The sequence below is a fragment of the Flavobacterium yafengii genome (assembly GCF_030010375.1).
Classification (GTDB): domain Bacteria; phylum Bacteroidota; class Bacteroidia; order Flavobacteriales; family Flavobacteriaceae; genus Flavobacterium; species Flavobacterium yafengii.
The window spans coordinates 240400-260374 of the sequence record NZ_JASCRY010000004.1; the positions used below are offsets into that span (position 1 = coordinate 240400).

Sequence of the window (19975 nt, forward strand, 5' to 3'; positions counted from 1 at the left end):
AATCAATTATTTAGTTTGTTTTTTCAAAATCTTCTGCGCTATTCTTTGGTAAATACTCTTAGGTTTATTCTCTTCATAGTATCCATTTGCATACGTGCCATAACCATACCCGTATCCATAACCATACCCGTAACCAGTACCATATTTTGCCTTATTCTCTAAACCATTTAAAACAATACTGGCATTCTTCAACTCTCCGCGTTTCACTCTGTTATTTAACAGCGTAATCATGTCTTTTTTAGTAAAATTCTGTCTTACTATATATAAGGTAACATCGCAATATTGTACTAACTCCAAAGCATCTGATACTAACCCTACCGGCGGCGTATCCAGAATAATATAATCGTATTTTTTCTTTAGCTCTCCTATTAGTTCTCCCATTCCTTCACTCATTATCATTTCAGCAGGATTTGGCGGAATTGGTCCTGACAAAATAACGTCTAGAAAAGGAATATGGGTATGATTGATGATTTCGTCAATCGTTTTTTGTTTTATCAGATAATTTACTACCCCAACTTCGTTCGACAAATTAAATTCCGTAGATAACTTTGGCTTTCTTAAATCCAGACCAATAACTACTGTTTTTTTCTCGCTAAGTGCAAATACCGTAGCGATGTTTATAGAACAAAATGTTTTTCCCTCACCACTGACAGAAGATGTAATCATAAGTGTCTTTGCTCCGTCTAAATTTTGTTGTTTATAAAGGAACTGAAGCGAAGAACGAATGGCTCTAAAGGATTCAGATAAAGCCGATTTAGGTTTGTCATAAACCGCTAAATTCGTATTCTCTTTATTAACCCCTACAACACCTATTAAAGGGATTTTTGTCATTTTACTAATATCCTCTGTGTTCTGAATCGAGTTATTGATAAAGAAAACCGCAAATACAAAAACCAACGGGAAAAGTATTCCCAAAAACAAAGCTAAAATATAATTAACTGATGTTTTTGGCCCTATAAGCCCTCCGCCAACATCCTTAGCAGGATCTATAAAATGAACATCTGATAAGTTTGCTGCTTTAACAATATCAGCTTCGCTTCTTTTTTGAAGAAAGGTGCTATAAATATTATCACTTAAATCGTATTTTCTTTTAATTTTAATGAGCTCCTGTTGATCCTCTGGCAGTTGCTTTATAGTACTTTCAGTCTCACTTATTTTGCTGCTCACCATAGCCAAATCATACTGAAGAGAAGCTTTGGCTGTTGCTATATTTTCTAACAAAACATTTTTAACAGCCTCCATTTGATTGTCAAAATCTTTAAATATTTTATCACTTTTTACAGCATAAGCCATTTCAGATCTTTGAGTAGACAATGCTATTAACTTCGAAACATTTACTACAATATTTGGATCTTCTATTCCTGCAACTGAAGGTGCGGGAAGTTTAGCGTAGTTTACACTGTTTTTCAAGTATGATTTTAATGAATTATAATACGCCATTTTACGATTAACCTCGTCTTTTTTGACATCAAATTCTAAAATCTTATCTGAAAACTTGGCTCCGCCTTCTTCTATATCATAGATATTTTTATCTTTTCTAAATGACTTCAACTCATTTCCTGTCTCTTTCAATTGAGCTTCCATCGTAACCAATGTGCTGTCTATAAAAGCAATTGTATTGGTCGCAAACTGGTTTTTACTATCCAATTGCCTCTTGATAAGCATTTTAACAGTTGCATTCAAATATTCAACCATTCTTGCTTTATTAGTTCCTTGCATACCTAAGGTAATTATAGAACCTCCTTTATCATCTGACCTTACGTTTATCCCTTTGTATCCTGATACCGTTCCATTAAAATCGCTAAACTGTACAAAATATTCGTTTCCTTTATAGAAGCCTGGGTTTTCATTTATTTGCAACTTCCAATTTAAAAAAGGCAAAGAAACTTTTTCGCCAACTTTATATCTTTTTACAAAATCTCCTGTTGCTACTGCTGTATTACTGTATGAATTATCAGAATAGGTAATTATAGAAACATTTTGGCTCTCAAAAGGAATTCTAATTTCATACGTATCTTCACTTACAAACTTAATCCCTATTAAAGTTCCTGCTAGTTGTCCTTTTGACTTATCAATATTAACATAAAAAGGAACTGACCCATAAGCGTCTACCAAATTATACTCCCCTTGTACTAGGTAATTAATATAATATTGTAATTTATCCACAACCAGTTCATTATGAGATCTGGACTGCAAAGTCGTTGATATAGTCTGAACTTGATCTGAAGTGCCTCCCCAATTAAAGACTAAACTAGTATTTGACGTAAAAAGAGGATTACTTTCTTCTTTTACCGAAATAAGTGTTTCCATACCGTAAATTTTTTCTTTACGAATATTCACCTGATAAGCAATCGTGAAAGTGATTAATAAACTTATCAAAAACCACTTCCAATAACTTCCGATTTTTATTAAGAAACCCTTGAAGTCAAAGCTTACTTGGTCTTCAAAAATCGAAAAATCTTTTATATCTAACATTTTTTGAGCGCTGTTTTAATTTTTTAATAGTAAAAAAGTGGTTGTAGCTAAAGACAACAATGTAATGATTGTCCCCAAAGATTCTATTCCAGTTTTTCCGGTTCCCCAAGTTTTTTGCTTAAGTGGTTTTATATAAATATAATCATTTGGCTGTAAATAAAAATAAGGTGATTGCATCACATTTATATCCGTGAGATCTAAATCGTGCATTTGAACTCCAGTTGGAGTTTTCCGCATAATAGTAACCGCTTTTCTATCTCCAGTAATAGTAATATCTCCAGCATTAGCAATAGCTTCCATAATCGTTACCTGCTCTTGAAATAAAGTTTTAGTTCCTGTATTCCCAATTTCTCCATTAATAACATATCTAAAACCTGCTAGTTTCACCGTCACAAAAATATTAGCTTCCTTATTAAAATACTCTGCTAACAATTGCTTTTCAACTCTAACTCTGATTTCGTCCAGCGTGTATCCAATAACATTCAATTCCCCCAAAACCGGAATTCTTATATTTCCATGATCATCCACTGTAAAACCGTCAAAATACAATCCTGACTCAGATTTACCTGCTGCAGCACCTTCACTGGAAGGACTAAAAATAGCGACCAATTTTGGGTCGATAGCTTTTATCGTGATACTCAAAACGTCGTTAGTTTGCAATCGGTATGGTTTTGATTCTACAGCAGCAATAATAGTTTCAGCATCTGAATTGTTCTTTTTCTGAAGGTAAATTAAATCTTGAGTTGGAATGCAAGAAGAAAATAACACACTAATAAACAACAACAAATAGAGTACGGACTTGCTCATTTTCAATATTTTTAACGACAAATATAGCTTTTCATTTACTATTTAAAAAACATCACTATTCATTAAATGGATTAATTATTTTTAAACGACTTTTCAAAAGGAACTCTTTGTAAAATACTCCTTCCCAAGGTGACTTCATCAGCATATTCCAGCTCATCACCTACGGAAATCCCTCTTGCAATTGTTGATATGATTATTTCACAATCAGCGATTTGTTTATAGATATAAAAATTAGTGGTATCGCCTTCCATTGTGGAGCTTAAAGCAAAAATTATTTCGTTGACACTACCTGATTTTACTTTTTCGACTAAAGTCGTAATATTCAACTGACTGGGACCAACCCCGTCGATAGGAGAAATTTTACCTCCAAGGACATGATAAATCCCTCTGAACTGACCCGTATTTTCAATTGCCATGACATCGCGAATATCCTCGACAATACAAATGATTTGGTGGTTTCTGCTCTGATTAGCACAAATTTCACACAGCACACTATCCGAAATATTATGACAGTTATTGCAATACTTAATATCCTCACGCATAGCAACCAAGGCTTGTGATAAAAAACCCGTTTGTTCTTTGGGCTGTTTTAACAAATGTAACACCAATCGCAGTGCCGTTCGTTTACCAATTCCTGGCAACTGAGACATTTCATTAACTGCTTTTTCTATAAGTTTTGAAGAAAATTCCATAACAGCAAAAGTAGTTAATTTGTCCCGAACGTTCGGGATAGATAATTTGAAAATTTGAAGATTATTTATGTAATTTGGTCCAAACAATATTCATACAAAATGACTCCCAGCACCATTCTAATACTTATAATCGTTTATTTTGGAATTTTATTTTACATATCTCATGCTGTAAGCAAAAAAGACAGCGGAAATGATGCTTTTTTTAAAGCCAATAAAAATTCCAAATGGTACTTGGTTGCTTTTGGAATGATTGGAACGGCGCTTTCTGGGGTGACTTTTATTTCAGTCCCGGGAGAAGTAGGCTCACCAAATGGAGAACAATTCAAATATTTTCAGTTTGTCTTAGGCAATGCCATTGGTTTCGTCATTATTGCAAAAGTACTGCTGCCGCTGTATTATCGAATGAATCTGACTTCGATTTATAGTTATATCGAACATCGATTAGGGATTTACTCTTATAAAACTGCCGCAACTATTTTCTTAATTAGCAGAACAATTGGATCTGCATTCAGATTGTATCTTGTTGTGATTGTTTTACAACGTTTTGTTTTTGACTATTATGGAATCCCATTTGCCGTTACGGTTTTAATTTCGCTGGCTTTGATATTTGCGTATACGTATCGAGGCGGATTAAAAACCATTATTATTACGGATACTTTACAAACCTTTTTCTTGGTCACTTCGGTTTTCTTGACAATTTTCTTTATTTGCAGAAGTTTAAACTTAAATGCTTTTGAAGCTTTTGAAGAAGTGAAAAACAGCAATTATTCTAAAGTATTTTTCTTTGAAGATTTCATATCGAGTAAGTTTCATTTTGTAAAACAAATTCTGGGTGGAATTTTTGTAACCATTGCAATGGTAGGTTTGGATCAGGATTTAATGCAGAAAAACCTGAGTTGCAAAAACATTGGCGAAGCCCAAAAAAACATGTTCACGTTCACCGGAATATTTGTAGGTATCAATATTTTTTTCCTCAGCGTGGGTGCTTTACTTTATATCTATGCCACTAAAAACGGAATTGAAGTTCCAACTGATTTAGTTACTGGGAAACCCAGAACCGATTTACTATTCCCTGAAATTGCCTTTAACCATTTGACACTAATTCCATCAATTATTTTCTTGTTGGGATTAACGGCAGCTACATTTGCTACAACCGATTCAGCTTTAACCGCACTTACCACTTCATTTTGTATAGATTTTTTAGGAATGGATAAAGCAGAAAATCTAAACAAACCAAATGTAGTACGAACCAGACATTTTGTTCATATTACCTTTTCGTTTCTAATGTTTCTAGTGATTATTTTCTTTAATGCCATCAATGACAGTTCTGTGGTAGGAATGATTTTTAGGGTTGCATCCTATACGTATGGTCCGCTTTTGGGATTGTATTGTTTTGGATTGTTTGTAAAATCAAAAACAGTCAAAGACAAATTTGTTCCGATTATATGCTTATTATCTCCGGCTGTAACTTACTTTATCAGCGAAAATTCTAAAGCATTATTTTTTGGATATGTTTTCGATAACGAATTGATTATCGTAAACGGGCTAATCACTTTTCTTGGATTATTATTGATTAGCAAAAATGCCACATCTGGAACACGATTTTAGTTTTAGCCCAGATGGCAGCGGCATCCTTTTCTTGTTCCGTTTTTTAACGGAACAAGAAAAGATATAGCATACAGCTGGAAGAAGCTACAAAAAAACTAATATTGATTTGTTGCCAACATAACTAGCGTACACGCTATCTCGACTTTGATGTCATTTAATTTCAACAATTGATAGAACTCCGGATTCTCAGTTCCTGGATTGAAAATAACACGTTTTGGCTGTGCCTCAACGATATAATTATAGTAATCACGCTGACGCAAAGGATTTAGGTAAAGAGTGACCGTGTCGATATTTTTTAATGGAATAGCTTTAGTCTGGATTTTTATTCCGGCTACTTCTCCTGCGTTTTGACCAATCGCAAGAACAGAATGCCCTTTTTCAACCAGTTTTTCAATCGCCATAAAAGAATATCTGGCTGGTTTTGTTGAAGCTCCAAGAACAAGCGTTTTTTTATTTTTTATCATTTTCTGTAATTATATTTTGCAAAAGTAATGAAAAAGGTCCATCAGTTTAGTAATTATTAGGTTTAGTTATAAAAGTAAGAAAAAACATTACCCTAACATTAAAAAGTAAAAAAAGAGTATTTTTACAGTCTTAAAAACAAAATATGGATTTATTTATTTATCTGTTTGTCGCACTTTTTTCGGTATTGAATCCTATTGGTACCGTTCCTATTTTTGTGGGACTTACACAAAATGACACTAAAAAAGAACGTTCCAGAATTTCTTTATGGACGGCGATAAATGTATTTATTATTCTTATCGTCTCGTTTTTTATTGGACAATATGTATTACTTTTTTTTGGAATTAGTATTGATGCTCTCCGAATAGCGGGAGGGATTATTATTGTGAGTTCAGGTTTTTCTTTACTTTCCGGAAAATTCACTAAGAAGAGAGGTATTAATAAAAAAGCAGAAACTGACGCGCAACAAAGAAATGACATCGCTTTGACTCCGCTTGCAATCCCAATGCTTGCGGGTCCTGGATCTATTTCTTTACTTATTGCATTTTATCAGGAACACAATACAACTATGGAGATCATTATATCTTCAATTGCTATTCTTGCCATTGCAGTAGCCATTTTCATCATTCTTAAAAGCGCTCATTATTTGGCAAAAATACTTGGAGCTTCTGGAATTGTTGCAATATCAAGAATTGTAGGTTTCATTGTAATTGCGATAGGAATACAATATATCGTAAGTGCAATTATCAATATTATAAAAGGAAATCTCTCCTAAATTAAAGCAAGAAAAAAGCCGGATAAGATTCAGAATCTTATCCGGTTTTTTTAATTTTTAGGCAAGAAAATTTCTGCCATCATACATCTGGCGCTTCCTCCGCCACAAGCTTCGATAGTATCTAAACTTGAGCTCAAAATTTCAGCATGTTTTTCTAATTGTTCTATTTGTTTTGGAGTCAAGCTTTGATGTGCCGCTGCACTCATAACTAAATATCTTTTATCATTTGCTCCACGAACTTCAAGCATATTCCCCGCAAAATTGTTCATTTGGGCCTCGGTAATTAAAATGATTTCTTTTCCGTTTTCTTTTAGATTCTCCAGAACCATTTTGCGTTCTTTTTTATCATCGATACAATCTGCGCAAATAACTGCAAAAGTTTCTCCCAAGCACATCATCACATTCGTGTGGTAAATCAGTTTTCGTTCGGAATCAACAGTTTGAAAAGCTTCAAAAATAACTGGCGCATAATCAAAATCCTCGCAAAATTCTATAAATAATTCTTCATCAGCTCTAGGAGATAATGCGCAATACGCTTTTGCGTTGGCTCTGTCCAAAAGCAAACTTCCTGTTCCTTCCAAGAAAAAACCATCTTCTTCAGCCGATGTATAATCAACGATATTGTTAATCACAAAACCTTTATCTTCCAAAATATCCAAAATATCTTCACGACGTTCGTGACGGCGATTTTCAGCAAACATTGGATATAAAGCTACATCACCATTCTCGTGAAAAGAAATCCAGTTGTTCGGAAAAATACTGTCCGGTGTATCTGGATTCAATGTATCATCAACAACTGTAACATCAACACCAACTGCTGTTAGTTTTTCGACAAAAGCATCAAATTCTTGTTGCGCTTTGGCATTTACGGTTGCAGGCAAAAGTCCGTCTACTACTTTTTGATAATAATTATTTACTGCCGTTTGTTCGTTCATTCTAAACGCAACTGGGCGAATCATCAATATGGAATTTGTTGTTTGTTTCATGATTTTATTTTTTTATTATTGTAGAGACGCACCGAAGAGAGGCTGCAGTGCCTCTCTATATCAAGATTAATCTCTTATTAAAGGTAAGGTAGAACATCGCAATAATCCTTCTTGTTTTGCAATTTCTGCGTATGGAATTTCTTCAACCACAAAACCGTTTCCACGCAACCAATTGTTAAGTCTCGTAAAATTTCTTTCAGAAACGACAACATTAGTATCGATAGAAAAAACATTGGAATTCATATTATACATTTCTTCTCTGGTAATATGAAATAGATTTTCTTTTCCAAAAAGATTCACCAGAAATAAATAATCTGCTTCTTCACGGAATCCATTTTTATAGATAATCCCTTTATCGTTCCCTACCGGTTGAAAACAACAATCTAAATGCAATGCGTTGTCACGAGCTTCAATTTTAGATTTTACCAAATCAAATTCTTTAACAATTTTATTTGGGAATAAGTCTTTAATGTATTGCACTCCTTGCACATTCGTTCTTGCGGTAATATAATCTTTGTAGTCACTCCCTTTATAAGTTCCAATGAAAATATAATCGTTCCACAACATAACATCACCACCTTCTATGTGAACTTCCTCTGGAGGGCGAACTACTTTTTTAGGATCAATTTGGTCAATTATATATTGAATGGCATCTAATTCTCGCTCTCTATCCGGCAAAATATTTGATTTAACAAAAACGTCATTAATAACAAAACCAATATCTCTTGTAAATATCTGATTGTAATTTTCAATCATTTCCGGACGATAAACGGTCACATCATATTTTTTCAGTACAGTATTAAATGCTTCCATTTCATTTACCATGTCTTTCTCCTGCGGATATGTGCCTGCTAAAATATGCTCTAATGATTTTGGATCGTAGGCATCTTCAACCTTTGGCGTAGATCCATTATTGACCGCTGACCCTAGAACAACTGCTCTAAGCCTTGAAGTTTCATTCTTTATATTTAACTCTAACATGTATTTTAGCTTTTGGCAAATATAAAAAAAGCTTCACTAATTAGTGAAGCTTTTTAAACTGATTTTATCTTTTATCTGTTGGTACAAAATCCCTCAAAGGGTGCCCCGTATAAACTTGTCTTGGCCTTCCGATAGGCTCCTTATTTTCACGCATTTCTTTCCATTGTGCGATCCAACCCGGTAAACGACCTATTGCAAACATTACCGTAAACATATCTGTAGGAATTCCTAAAGCTCTGTAAATAATTCCAGAATAGAAATCTACATTAGGATATAAATTTCTTGATTTGAAATACTCATCTTCTAAAGCTGCTTCTTCTAGTTTCTTAGCAATTGCAAGAATTGGATCTTCAACTCCTAAAGTTGCTAAAACTTCGTTAGCTGCTTTTTTGATAATTTTCGCTCTTGGATCAAAATTCTTGTAGACTCTATGGCCAAAACCCATTAATCGGAAAGGATCATTTTTATCTTTGGCTTTAGCCATATATTTATCAGCGTCTCCACCATTTCTATGGATTTCCTCTAACATTTCAAGAACTGCCTGATTAGCTCCTCCGTGTAATGGGCCCCAAAGTGCAGAAACTCCAGCAGAAATCGATGCAAATAATCCTGCATGAGAAGAACCTACCATTCTCACTGTAGATGTAGAACAGTTTTGCTCATGATCTCCATGAAGAATAAACAATTTATCCAATGCATCTATAACTACAGGATTTGCAGTGTAAGGCTCTGTAGGCAATTCAAACATTAAACGCATGAAGTTTTCTACATATCCTTTAGTATTATCATAATAATTCAAAGGATAGCCCATGCTTTTTCTATACGTCCAAGTTGCTATAACTAGGAATTTACCCATAGTTTTACACACAGCCTCATACATTTCTTTCTCATTCTCAACATTCACCGATTTAGGGTTAAATGCTGTTAATGCACTTGTCAAAGCGGCTAAAACCCCCATTGGATGGGCTGTTTTAGGAAAACCATCAATGATGTTTTTCATTTCTTCATTGACCAAAGTGTATTTTCTGATATCCGTTTCAAATTGCGCTAACTGCTTAGTAGTTGGCAATTCTCCAAAAATCAAAAGGTAAGATACTTCAAGAAAATCAGCTTTTTCTGCTAAATCCTCAATCGAATATCCTCTGTAACGAAGAATTCCTAATTCCCCATCTAAAAAAGTGATATCACTTTTACAAGAACCTGAATTTTTATAGCCTGGATCTAGTGTAATTATACCGGATAAATCACGTAATTTGTTAATATCGATGGCAACTTCATTTTCACTTCCTACAATTATAGGCAGTTCAATTTTCTTCCCATCAATTTCTAATGTTGCTGTTTTTGACATAATATATTTGAAAATAAACTTTTAAAATAATAATTTCTCAAATCTAAGGAATTAAACACTAATTAAAAAGAGAATAACACAATGAAATTGTTAAATATTATACAAAAAAGCCACTCACACAAGGTGAATGGCTTCTGATAAAATATCGTAAGAATTTATTTTATTTTAAAAGCGGCCTTACCAGGGAAATATGCTGAATTCCCTAATTCTTCCTCAATTCTCAATAATTGATTGTATTTAGCCATACGATCCGAACGAGAAGCTGAACCTGTTTTAATTTGACCACAGTTTAAAGCTACTGCTAAATCTGCAATTGTATTATCTTCAGTCTCTCCTGAACGGTGTGACATTACTGAAGTATACCCTGCATTTTTAGCCATATTAACAGCTGCAATAGTTTCTGTCAAAGTACCTATTTGGTTTACTTTAATAAGGATTGAATTAGCAATTCCTTTTTCGATACCAGTAGACAAACGTGTTACATTAGTAACAAATAAATCATCACCTACTAATTGTACTTTATCTCCAATTTTCTCAGTAAGCAATTTCCATCCGTCCCAGTCATTTTCATCCATTCCATCTTCAATAGAAATAATAGGGTATTTCGCTACTAATTCAGCTAAATAATCTACTTGTTCAGCAGAAGATCTAATCTTACCTGTTTCGCCTTCAAATTTAGAATAATCGTATTTTCCATCTACATAAAACTCTGCAGAAGCACAATCTAAAGCTATCATGATTTCATCTCCAAAAGTATATCCAGCAGTTTCAACAGCTTTTTTGATAGTATCTAAAGCATCTTCAGTTCCTCCAGCCAGATTTGGCGCAAAACCACCTTCATCACCTACTGCTGTAGAAAGCCCTCTATCATGTAACACTTTTTTCAAACTGTGAAAAATTTCAGTTCCCATTTGCATTGCATGTGAAAAAGAAGTTGCTTTCACAGGGAAAATCATAAATTCTTGAAATGCGATAGGCGCATCAGAATGCGAACCTCCGTTGATGATATTCATCATTGGCACTGGCAACGTGTTTGCAGAAACACCGCCTACGTATCTGTATAAAGGCAATCCTAATTCATTAGCAGCTGCTTTTGCAACAGCCAATGAAACACCTAAAATTGCATTTGCTCCTAAGTTTGATTTATTTGGAGTACCATCTAAATCAATCATCATTTGATCAATTAGATTTTGTTCGAAAACAGAAACACCTAAAAGTTCTTCAGAAATAATAGTATTCACATTTTTCACTGCATTCAAAACCCCTTTTCCAAGAAATGCTTTCCCTCCATCACGTAATTCAACTGCTTCATGTTCTCCAGTTGAAGCTCCAGATGGTACTGCCGCTCTACCTAAAACACCATTGTCTGTAATTACATCTACTTCTATTGTAGGATTTCCTCTTGAATCGAAAATTTGTCTTGCGTGAATTTTGATAATTATACTCATAATACTAAAATTTAAATTTTAAAATACAAATATATTCTATCTTTTGGAATGATTTTATGAAAATAATGAATGTTATTAACGAAAACGTTATAATTTTTTGACAAACAAAACATTAAAGCTATTTTAAGAATTTATTTTTACATTATCGGTTATTTTTTTCAATTCCATTAAAATCTAATTCAAGAAATACATACTACATTAACAAAATCTGAATCATCCTAATTTTATCTTAAATTAGATCAATAAATAATCTAAAAACACCTCATTATCAATTATATAAATTAAATTTATATGGCTTTTTAAAAACCAAAAAAACCACTTTATATTATATTTTTCTCTATTAGTAATTTTGATAATTCAATTTCTAAATTAAAAAATAAAAATGTGATGGATGCTTTAAAAAACCTTAACAATTTAATCAATTCTAGTGAAATTGTAGCTTTATTGAATAAAACGGCTTCTGCATTGGAAAATACAGAAGATTTAAACCCACTAATTGACTATATAGGAGATGCAAAATATGTTCTTTTAGGTGAAGCCTCTCACGGCACGCATGAATATTATACCTGGAGAGCTAAAATAACACAACGGCTCATTCAGGAAAAAGGATTTTCGTTTGTAGGAGTCGAGGGAGATTGGCCTGATTCTTATCGTTTAAATCGGTATGCAAAAGGATATTTAGATTCCGGGAAAGACATCTTTAGCGTGATGAATGAGTTTAAAAGATGGCCTACTTGGATGTGGGCAAATTGGGAAACAGCAGCATTCATAGATTGGCTGAAGGTTTTCAACGAAAATTTTACGGCAGATAAAAGAATAGGATTTTACGGATTAGATGTGTACAGTTTCAGAGAATCTATGAATTCAATCATTCAATATTTAGAAAAAAACGATCCAAAAGCACTCGCTATTGCAAAAACAGCCATGAAATGTTTTGAGCCCTACAATAAAGACGAAGGGCAATCTTATGCCAGAGCCTCTTCATACATTCCGGAATTATGCGAAAAAGAAATCTTGCACATGCTTACGGAAATCATAAAAAATGTTCCCAATTACAATCATGATGCTGAAAATGTTTTGAGCACAGAACAAAACGCATTCATTACCAGAAATGCCGAAAAGTATTATCGCGCCATGATAAAAAGAGGTTCGGCCTCTTGGAATATTAGAGATGAACACATGGTTTCCACCATACAACGTCTTATGAAATTTCATGGAAAGGATGCAAAAATCATAGTTTGGGAACACAACACTCACATTGGTGACGCACGTGCAACAGAAATGGCCTCGGAAGGAATGGTAAATGTAGGACAACTAATAAGAGAGCAATATTCAAGCGAAGGAGTTGTTGCGGTAGGATTTGGCTCTTACAAAGGAAGTGTAGTTGCCGGTAGAGAATGGGGAGATTCCATGCGAAAAATAAAAGTTCCTGAAGCCGTGGAAGGAAGCTGGGAACATGCTTTTCATCTTGCAAGCAATGGAAAAAATAAATTGTTATTAATGACTAAAGTAAAGGACGAAAAATGCCTTTCTTCCTACATAGGGCATCGTGCAATAGGGGTTGTTTATAATCCAGAACATGAAAGATTCGGAAATTACGTCCCAACAATATTACCCAAAAGATATGATGCCTTTATTTTTCTAGATGAAACAAGTGCATTACACCCCATACACATCAAACCGGATGGAAACCAAATTCCCGAAACCTATCCCTTTGGGATGTAAGTATACTTTATAAAAAAAAGGGTTTGACTTTAAATTAAGCCAAACCCTTTTTTAAATATCTAATCTTGGAGGTTACTCCAATTTTAACCCTTTATGTTCTCTATAAATTGATCAAATAAATAAGAAGAATCATGTGGTCCTGGGCTTGCTTCCGGATGGTATTGAACTGAGAAACAATTTTTGTTTTTCATACGCATCCCTGCAACCGTTCCATCATTTAGATGAAGATGTGTAATTTCTAAATCAGGATGATTATCCAATTCTTCTTTGTTAACGGCAAAACCATGATTTTGAGAAGTAATTTCTCCTTTTCCGGTAATGATGTTTTTTACAGGATGATTGATTCCTCTGTGCCCATTAAACATTTTATAAGTCGAAATTCCGTTTGCCAAACCAATTACTTGATGTCCAAGGCAGATTCCGAATAAAGGCTTGTCATTTTCAAGAATTTCTTTTGCAACTTGAATAGCTCCAGAAAGCGGCTCTGGATCACCAGGTCCATTGGATAAAAAATATCCATCCGGGTTAAAACCAGCTAAATCTTGGTAAGAAGAATCAAAAGGAAATACTTTGATATAGCAATCTCTTTTGGCAAGATTACGAAGGATATTCATTTTTATTCCCAAATCTAGAGCGGAAATCTTATAGGTTGCATTCTCGTCACCAAAGAAATAAGGTTCCTTAGTTGATACTTTAGAAGCTAATTCTAACCCATTCATGTCTGGAACTTTTGCCAATGCAATTTTTAGATCTTCAATTGAAGTTTCATCCGTACAAATTACAGCATTCATCGCTCCGTTATCACGAATGTAACTTACCAGAGCACGCGTATCTACGTCAGATATGCAGATCAGGTTTTGTTTAATAAAATAGTCTTCTAAACTCCCTGAAGCGTCTTCACGAGAATAATTGAAGCTAAAATTTTTACAAACCAATCCAGCAATTTTAATGCTATCTGATTCAATTTCTTTCTCATTCACCCCATAATTTCCAATATGGGCATTTGTAGCTACCATTAATTGACCAAAATAAGAAGGGTCAGTAAATATTTCTTGGTAACCTGTCATTCCTGTGTTAAAACAAACTTCTCCAAAAGTAGTTCCACTGATTCCAATAGATTTACCATGGAATATGGTTCCGTCACTTAATAGAAGAATTGCTTTTTGTCGTGTTGTATATTTCATTCGTTGATTTCTATTATTTTTTTAATAGTCTCATGGAACTCGCAAAGCTCGTTTCATTTGTAGTTAAATATTGTGCAAATTTAATTCATTAAAGCAATGGATGCAAGTTTTTGAAATTTATTGTAAAATAAAAACATTCTAATCTAGCCTTGATGGAAACGGCATCCTTTTGCTTTTTCTTTTAAAGCAAAAAATACGGTGAACAGCAGGACAATACGCCATTAAATCCCAAGGTTTTTGCTCCGAAAAAATCAAAAAAAAAGGATAAACTATAAATAGCTTATCCTTGATTTTTATTGAATGATTATTTTCATAATTACTCAGCAGTCTCTGTAGTTGTTTCAGTTTCGGCAGCTGGAGCTTCAGTAGCTTCATCTTTCTTAGCTTTACCACCACGACGGCTTTTTGCTTTTTTAACTTCTTTTTTACCACCATTGTAAAGTTCATTGAAATCTACTAATTCGATCATTGCCATATCAGCATTATCTCCTAAACGATTTCCAACTTTAATGATACGAGTGTATCCACCTGGACGGTCTCCTACTTTAGCAGCTACGTCTCTGAACAAGTCAGTTACGGCATATTTGCTACGTAAGTAAGCAAAAACGATACGACGATTGTGAGTCGTATCAGCTTTAGATTTTGTTATAAGCGGCTCAACGAATTGTTTAAGCGCTTTTGCTTTAGCGACAGTAGTGTTAATACGTTTGTGCTCGATAAGAGAACAAGCCATATTAGCTAACATAGATTTTCTATGTGCAGTCTGTCTGCTTAAGTGATTGAATTTTTTTCCGTGTCTCATTGCTATGTAAATTTAAACCTTGCGGCTTAGATTATTCTTTATCTAGTTTGTATTTTGCCAAATCCATTCCGAAGTTTAAATTTTTAACTGCAACAAGTTCATCAAGCTCAGTTAAAGATTTTTTACCAAAATTACGGAATTTCATTAGGTCATTTTTATTGAACGATACTAAATCACCAAGTGTATCAACTTCAGCCGCTTTCAAACAATTTAATGCTCTTACAGATAAATCCATATCAACAAGCTTAGTTTTAAGCAATTGTCTCATATGTAATGACTCTTCATCATACGATTCTGTTTGTGCAATTTCGTCAGCCTCAAGTGTAATTCTTTCGTCAGAAAACAACATGAAATGGTGAATAAGAACTTTGGCAGCTTCAGTAAGAGCGTCTTTTGGATTAATAGAACCATCCGTTTTTATTTCAAAAACTAATTTTTCATAATCTGTTTTTTGCTCTACACGGAAGTTTTCAATTGCATACTTCACATTTTTTACCGGAGTAAAAATTGAGTCAGTAAAAATAGTTCCAATTGCAGCATTCTGTTTTTTGTTCTCTTCAGCAGGAACATATCCTCTACCTTTTTCGATAGTTAAATCGAAATTCAGTTTGATTTTACTGTCTAAATTACAGATAACAAGTTCTGGATTCAAAACTTGGAAACCTGAAATAAATTTTTGAAAATCACCAGCAGTTAATTGATCTTTACCTGAAACAGAAATAGTAACTGATTCATTATCTATATCTTCAATTTGACGTTTGAAACGCACTTGTTTTAGATTAAGAATAATTTCGGTAACATCTTCAACAACTCCTGAGATAGTAGAAAATTCATGATCTACACCTTCAATGCGAACAGATGTAATTGCATAACCTTCTAATGCTGAAAGCAAAACTCTTCTAAGTGCATTACCAACGGTCAATCCGTATCCAGGTTCTAAAGGTCTAAACTCAAATTTACCTTCAAAATCGGTTGAATCGATCATGATAACTTTATCGGGCTTCTGAAAATTAAATATTGCCATAAATTTCGACTAAGTCAATTATTATTTGTTGTACAACTCTACGATTAATTGTTCTTTAATGTTTTCTGGGATTTGAAGTCTCGCAGGTACAGAAACGAAAGTACCTTCTTTGATATCATTATTCCAAGTAATCCATTCATAAACATGACTTGAATTAGATAAAGAACGTTCGATAGCTTCTAATGATTTAGATTTTTCACGAACAGCAACTTTATCACCAGGTTTAAGGTGGTAAGAAGCAATATTTACTACATCACCGTTAACGGTAACGTGTCTGTGAGAAACTAATTGTCTAGCACCTCTTCTAGAAGGAGCAATACCCATTCTAAAAACTACGTTATCTAATCTTGCTTCACACAATTGTAAAAGAACTTCACCAGTAACACCTTTAGTAGCTGATGCTTTTTTGAATAAACCTCTGAATTGTTTTTCTAAAATTCCGTAAGAATATTTAGCTTTTTGCTTTTCCATTAACTGGATTGCATATTCAGATTTTTTACCTCTTTTTTTAGCCATCCCGTGTTGTCCAGGTGGGTAATTTCTTTTTTCGAAAGATTTGTCATCTCCGAAGATTGCTTCGCCAAATTTACGAGCAATTCTAGTTTTTGGACCAGTATATCTTGCCATTTCTAAAAATTAAATTAAGGTAGAGATTATGAATTCAGGTCATATCCTTCGATAATCGTATATTCTACCTAGTTATACTTAAATATATAATTAAACTCTACGTCTTTTAGGAGGACGACATCCATTGTGAGGCATTGGAGTAACATCGATAATCTCAGTCACTTCAATTCCACCGTTATGCAAAGAACGGATAGCAGACTCACGTCCGTTTCCTGGTCCTTTTACATAAACCTTTACTTTTTTAAGTCCAGCTTCAAGAGCTACTTTACTACAATCTTCTGCTGCCATTTGGGCTGCGTATGGAGTGTTCTTTTTAGAACCTCTAAAACCCATTTTTCCAGCTGAAGACCAAGAAATAACTTCACCTTTTTTGTTAGTCAAAGAAATGATGATATTGTTAAAAGTAGCAGAAATATGAGCTTCTCCCGTTGATTCAACGATAACTTTACGTTTTTTTGCAGTTGCTTTAGCCATATTACTTATTATTTAGTTGCTTTTTTCTTGTTGGCAACAGTTTTTCTCTTACCTTTTCTTGTTCTAGAGTTGTTTTTAGTTCTTTGTCCTCTTAAAGGAAGACCAGTTCTATGACGGATACCCCTATAACATCCAATATCCATTAAACGTTTGATGTTTAAAGAAACTTCAGAACGTAATTCTCCTTCAATTTTAAAAGCTGATACCGCCTCACGAATTGCTCCGATCTCGTCATCATTCCAATCTTGAACTTTTTTATCTTGGCTAACTTGAGCTTTCTCTAAAATCTCAACAGCTCTACTTTTTCCTAATCCGAAGATATAGGTAAGTGCTATAACACCTCTCTTATTTTTTGGGATATCTACCCCTGCTATTCTTGCCATAATTATCCTTGTCTTTGTTTAAATCTAGGATTCTTTTTGTTTATTACGTACAATCTCCCTTTTCTTCGCACAATTTTGCACTCGGGACTTCTCTTTTTTACTGAAGCTCTAACTTTCATTTTGAATATCCTTTAATATCTATAAGTAATTCTTGCTTTTGACAAATCGTAAGGGCTCATTTCTAGTTTCACTTTATCACCAGGTAATAATTTGATGTAATGCATACGCATTTTTCCAGATATATGGGCGATTACAATATGTCCATTTTCTAACTCTACACGGAACATAGCATTTGATAATGCTTCAATGATAGATCCGTCTTGTTCTATTGCTGATTGTTTTGCCATAAATTAAGCTACTGCTTTTCTATTTTTACCACTTTTCATCAAACCATCATAATGCTTATTCAACAAGTATGAATTGATTTGCTGCATCGTGTCTATGGCAACTCCAACCATAATTATTAATGAAGTACCTCCAAAAAACATTGCCCAAGATTGTTGAACATCCATAAGACTCACAACAATTGCTGGGAACACAGCTATCAAAGCAAGAAATAAAGATCCTGGAAAAGTTATCAAGGACATCACTTTGTCAAGATAATCAGAAGTTTCAACCCCTGGTCTGATACCAGGAATAAAACCACCACTTCTCTTTAAATCATCAGACATTTTATTAGTAGGAACTGTGATTGCAGTATAAAAGAAAGTAAATACAATTATTAAAGTTGCAAATACAAAATTATACCAAAATCCGAACATATTACTAAAAGCGCCAACGATTGATTGTGATGCATCTGATTTAGACAAACCTGCTAAGGCTGCTGGAATAAACATAATTGCTTGCGCAAAGATTATTGGCATAACCCCTGAAGCATTAAGCTTCAAAGGAATCCATTGTCTGTTTCCACCCAACATGTCTTGTTCAAAATCACCTGATGTCGTACGACGGGCGTATTGAACAGGAATCTTCCTGATCGCCATAACCAATAGCACACAACAAATGATAACTAATAACCAAATGATAATTTCAATAACCAACAACATCGGCCCACCATTATTATTGGTAACTCTTGTTGTAAATTCTTGAATAAAAGCCTGAGGTAATCTAGCCAAAATTCCAACCATGATTAACAAAGAAATACCATTTCCAATTCCTTTATCAGTAATTTTTTCTCCTAACCACATGGCAAAAATTGTCCCTGTAACTAAAATAATAACTGAAGAAAATAAGAATTCAAATGAATTGAATCCCAATAAAAATGCATTACTAGGTAATGTTCTATATAAATTATAGATGTAAGTCGGACCTTGAACTAAAGTAATTCCTATTGTCAACCAACGAGTAATTTGATTAATCTTTTTTCTACCGCTTTCTCCATCACTTTGAAGTTTTTGCAAATATGGAATCGCAATTCCCATTAACTGAACAACAATAGAAGCAGAAATATAAGGCATAATCCCCAAAGCAAAAACAGAAGCTTGAGAAAATGCACCTCCAGTAAACATGTCAAGAATTGAACCAATTCCTTCTTTAGTTTGCCCAGCTAAATTACCTAACTGCGTAGCATCAATACCTGGCAGGGTTACTTGAGCCCCAAAACGATAAACTAAAAGCAAACCCAATGTTATTAGGATTCTATTTTTCAGTTCCTCGATTTTCCAAACATTACTTATTGATTCAATAAATTTCTTCATATTAATTGAAAAATTACATTGTTACAGCTTCTCCACCAGCAGCTTCAATAGCAGCTTTTGCAGTAGCAGTAAATTTGTGAGCGGTTACTTTTAATTTTGCTGTCAATTCACCTCTACCTAAAATCTTAACGATTTCATTTTTAGTAGCCAAACGATTAGCAACATAAACTGTCATATCAACAGTATCTTTAATAACACCATTATCAACTAAAAGTTGAAGTGTATCAAGATTTACACCTTCGTAATCTTTACGATTGATGTTTGTAAAACCAAACTTAGGCACACGTCTTTGAAGTGGCATTTGCCCTCCTTCAAAACCAATCTTTTTAGAATAACCAGAACGAGATTTTGCTCCTTTGTGACCTCTTGCAGAAGTACCACCTTTTCCAGAACCTTCTCCTCTACCTAATCTTTTATTTTGATTGTGTGTAGAACCTTCAGCAGGTTGTAAGTTACTTAAATTCATAACAGTATTTG

The 19975-nt window shown here is 33.9% G+C and carries 21 protein-coding genes; 3 read left to right on the top strand and 18 right to left on the bottom strand.

What is annotated here, in order from left to right:
* Positions 1-6 precede the first annotated feature (6 nt).
* The 3 genes from QLS97_RS14015 to recR form a co-directional block, all read right to left on the bottom strand.
* The gene (locus QLS97_RS14015) at positions 7-2475 is read right to left on the bottom strand and encodes a polysaccharide biosynthesis tyrosine autokinase (RefSeq protein ID WP_282717521.1); all 2469 of its coding nucleotides are present in this window, start codon (positions 2473-2475) and stop codon (positions 7-9) included.
* A 15-nt stretch (positions 2476-2490) separates the two neighbouring features.
* Positions 2491-3282, bottom strand: coding sequence for a polysaccharide biosynthesis/export family protein (locus QLS97_RS14020; RefSeq protein ID WP_282717522.1), 792 nt, complete (start codon positions 3280-3282; stop codon positions 2491-2493).
* 71 nt (positions 3283-3353) lie between these two features.
* Complete coding sequence (gene recR, locus QLS97_RS14025; protein WP_282717523.1) at positions 3354-3974, bottom strand: recombination mediator RecR; 621 nt, start codon at positions 3972-3974, stop codon at positions 3354-3356.
* A 99-nt stretch (positions 3975-4073) separates the two neighbouring features.
* Between recR and QLS97_RS14030 the strand changes: the two genes are divergently transcribed.
* Positions 4074-5582: a sodium:solute symporter gene (locus QLS97_RS14030; protein WP_282717524.1), complete on the top strand. Its 1509-nt coding sequence runs from the start codon at positions 4074-4076 to the stop codon at positions 5580-5582.
* Positions 5583-5677: 95 nt separating this feature from the next.
* Here the strand turns inward: QLS97_RS14030 and QLS97_RS14035 are convergent, their stop codons facing one another.
* Positions 5678-6043 (bottom strand): CoA-binding protein, encoded by a 366-nt coding sequence (locus QLS97_RS14035; RefSeq protein ID WP_282717669.1) that lies wholly within the window; start codon positions 6041-6043, stop codon positions 5678-5680.
* 146 nt (positions 6044-6189) lie between these two features.
* Here QLS97_RS14035 and QLS97_RS14040 point away from each other — a divergent pair, with 146 nt between their 5' ends.
* Positions 6190-6819, top strand: a complete 630-nt coding sequence (locus tag QLS97_RS14040) for a MarC family NAAT transporter (protein ID WP_282717526.1) — start codon at positions 6190-6192, stop codon at positions 6817-6819.
* Between the two features lie 50 nt (positions 6820-6869).
* Here QLS97_RS14040 and ctlX read toward each other — a convergent pair whose 3' ends face one another.
* From ctlX to eno, 4 genes are all read right to left on the bottom strand, one after another.
* Positions 6870-7805, bottom strand: coding sequence for a citrulline utilization hydrolase CtlX (ctlX, locus tag QLS97_RS14045; RefSeq protein WP_282717528.1), 936 nt, complete (start codon positions 7803-7805; stop codon positions 6870-6872).
* 66 nt (positions 7806-7871) lie between these two features.
* Entirely contained in the window at positions 7872-8786 is a 915-nt protein-coding gene (locus tag QLS97_RS14050) for a dimethylarginine dimethylaminohydrolase family protein (protein ID WP_282717530.1), read from the bottom strand.
* Between the two features lie 64 nt (positions 8787-8850).
* Complete coding sequence (locus tag QLS97_RS14055) at positions 8851-10134, bottom strand: citrate synthase (RefSeq protein ID WP_282717532.1); 1284 nt, start codon at positions 10132-10134, stop codon at positions 8851-8853.
* A 155-nt stretch (positions 10135-10289) separates the two neighbouring features.
* Positions 10290-11582: a phosphopyruvate hydratase gene (eno, locus tag QLS97_RS14060; RefSeq protein ID WP_282717534.1), complete on the bottom strand. Its 1293-nt coding sequence runs from the start codon at positions 11580-11582 to the stop codon at positions 10290-10292.
* Between the two features lie 387 nt (positions 11583-11969).
* Between eno and QLS97_RS14065 the strand changes: the two genes are divergently transcribed.
* Entirely contained in the window at positions 11970-13307 is a 1338-nt protein-coding gene (locus QLS97_RS14065; protein WP_282717536.1) for an erythromycin esterase family protein, read from the top strand.
* Between the two features lie 83 nt (positions 13308-13390).
* Here the strand turns inward: QLS97_RS14065 and carA are convergent, their stop codons facing one another.
* The 10 genes from carA to rplO form a co-directional block, all read right to left on the bottom strand.
* Complete coding sequence (gene carA / locus QLS97_RS14070; RefSeq protein WP_282717538.1) at positions 13391-14491, bottom strand: glutamine-hydrolyzing carbamoyl-phosphate synthase small subunit; 1101 nt, start codon at positions 14489-14491, stop codon at positions 13391-13393.
* Positions 14492-14807: 316 nt separating this feature from the next.
* Positions 14808-15293 carry a 50S ribosomal protein L17 gene (gene rplQ / locus QLS97_RS14075; protein WP_131909663.1) on the bottom strand — a complete coding sequence of 162 codons (486 nt, stop codon included), beginning with the start codon at positions 15291-15293 and terminating at the stop codon, positions 14808-14810.
* 31 nt (positions 15294-15324) lie between these two features.
* On the bottom strand, positions 15325-16317 hold the full coding sequence (locus QLS97_RS14080) for a DNA-directed RNA polymerase subunit alpha (RefSeq protein WP_039110214.1): 993 nt from the start codon (positions 16315-16317) through the stop codon (positions 15325-15327).
* Positions 16318-16338: 21 nt separating this feature from the next.
* Entirely contained in the window at positions 16339-16944 is a 606-nt protein-coding gene (rpsD, locus tag QLS97_RS14085) for a 30S ribosomal protein S4 (protein ID WP_091173719.1), read from the bottom strand.
* Between the two features lie 90 nt (positions 16945-17034).
* Positions 17035-17418, bottom strand: a complete 384-nt coding sequence (rpsK, locus tag QLS97_RS14090) for a 30S ribosomal protein S11 (protein ID WP_024981527.1) — start codon at positions 17416-17418, stop codon at positions 17035-17037.
* A gap of 8 nt (positions 17419-17426) precedes the next feature.
* Entirely contained in the window at positions 17427-17801 is a 375-nt protein-coding gene (gene rpsM / locus QLS97_RS14095; protein ID WP_282717544.1) for a 30S ribosomal protein S13, read from the bottom strand.
* A gap of 2 nt (positions 17802-17803) precedes the next feature.
* A complete protein-coding gene (gene ykgO, locus QLS97_RS14100; protein ID WP_008992256.1) occupies positions 17804-17920 on the bottom strand; it encodes a type B 50S ribosomal protein L36 in 117 nt (38 codons plus the stop codon).
* 12 nt (positions 17921-17932) lie between these two features.
* Positions 17933-18148, bottom strand: coding sequence for a translation initiation factor IF-1 (infA, locus tag QLS97_RS14105; protein ID WP_007136545.1), 216 nt, complete (start codon positions 18146-18148; stop codon positions 17933-17935).
* Between the two features lie 3 nt (positions 18149-18151).
* Positions 18152-19498 carry a preprotein translocase subunit SecY gene (gene secY / locus QLS97_RS14110; RefSeq protein ID WP_282717546.1) on the bottom strand — a complete coding sequence of 449 codons (1347 nt, stop codon included), beginning with the start codon at positions 19496-19498 and terminating at the stop codon, positions 18152-18154.
* 13 nt (positions 19499-19511) lie between these two features.
* Positions 19512-19964: a 50S ribosomal protein L15 gene (gene rplO / locus QLS97_RS14115; protein WP_066081007.1), complete on the bottom strand. Its 453-nt coding sequence runs from the start codon at positions 19962-19964 to the stop codon at positions 19512-19514.
* Between the last annotated feature and the right edge of the window lie 11 nt (positions 19965-19975).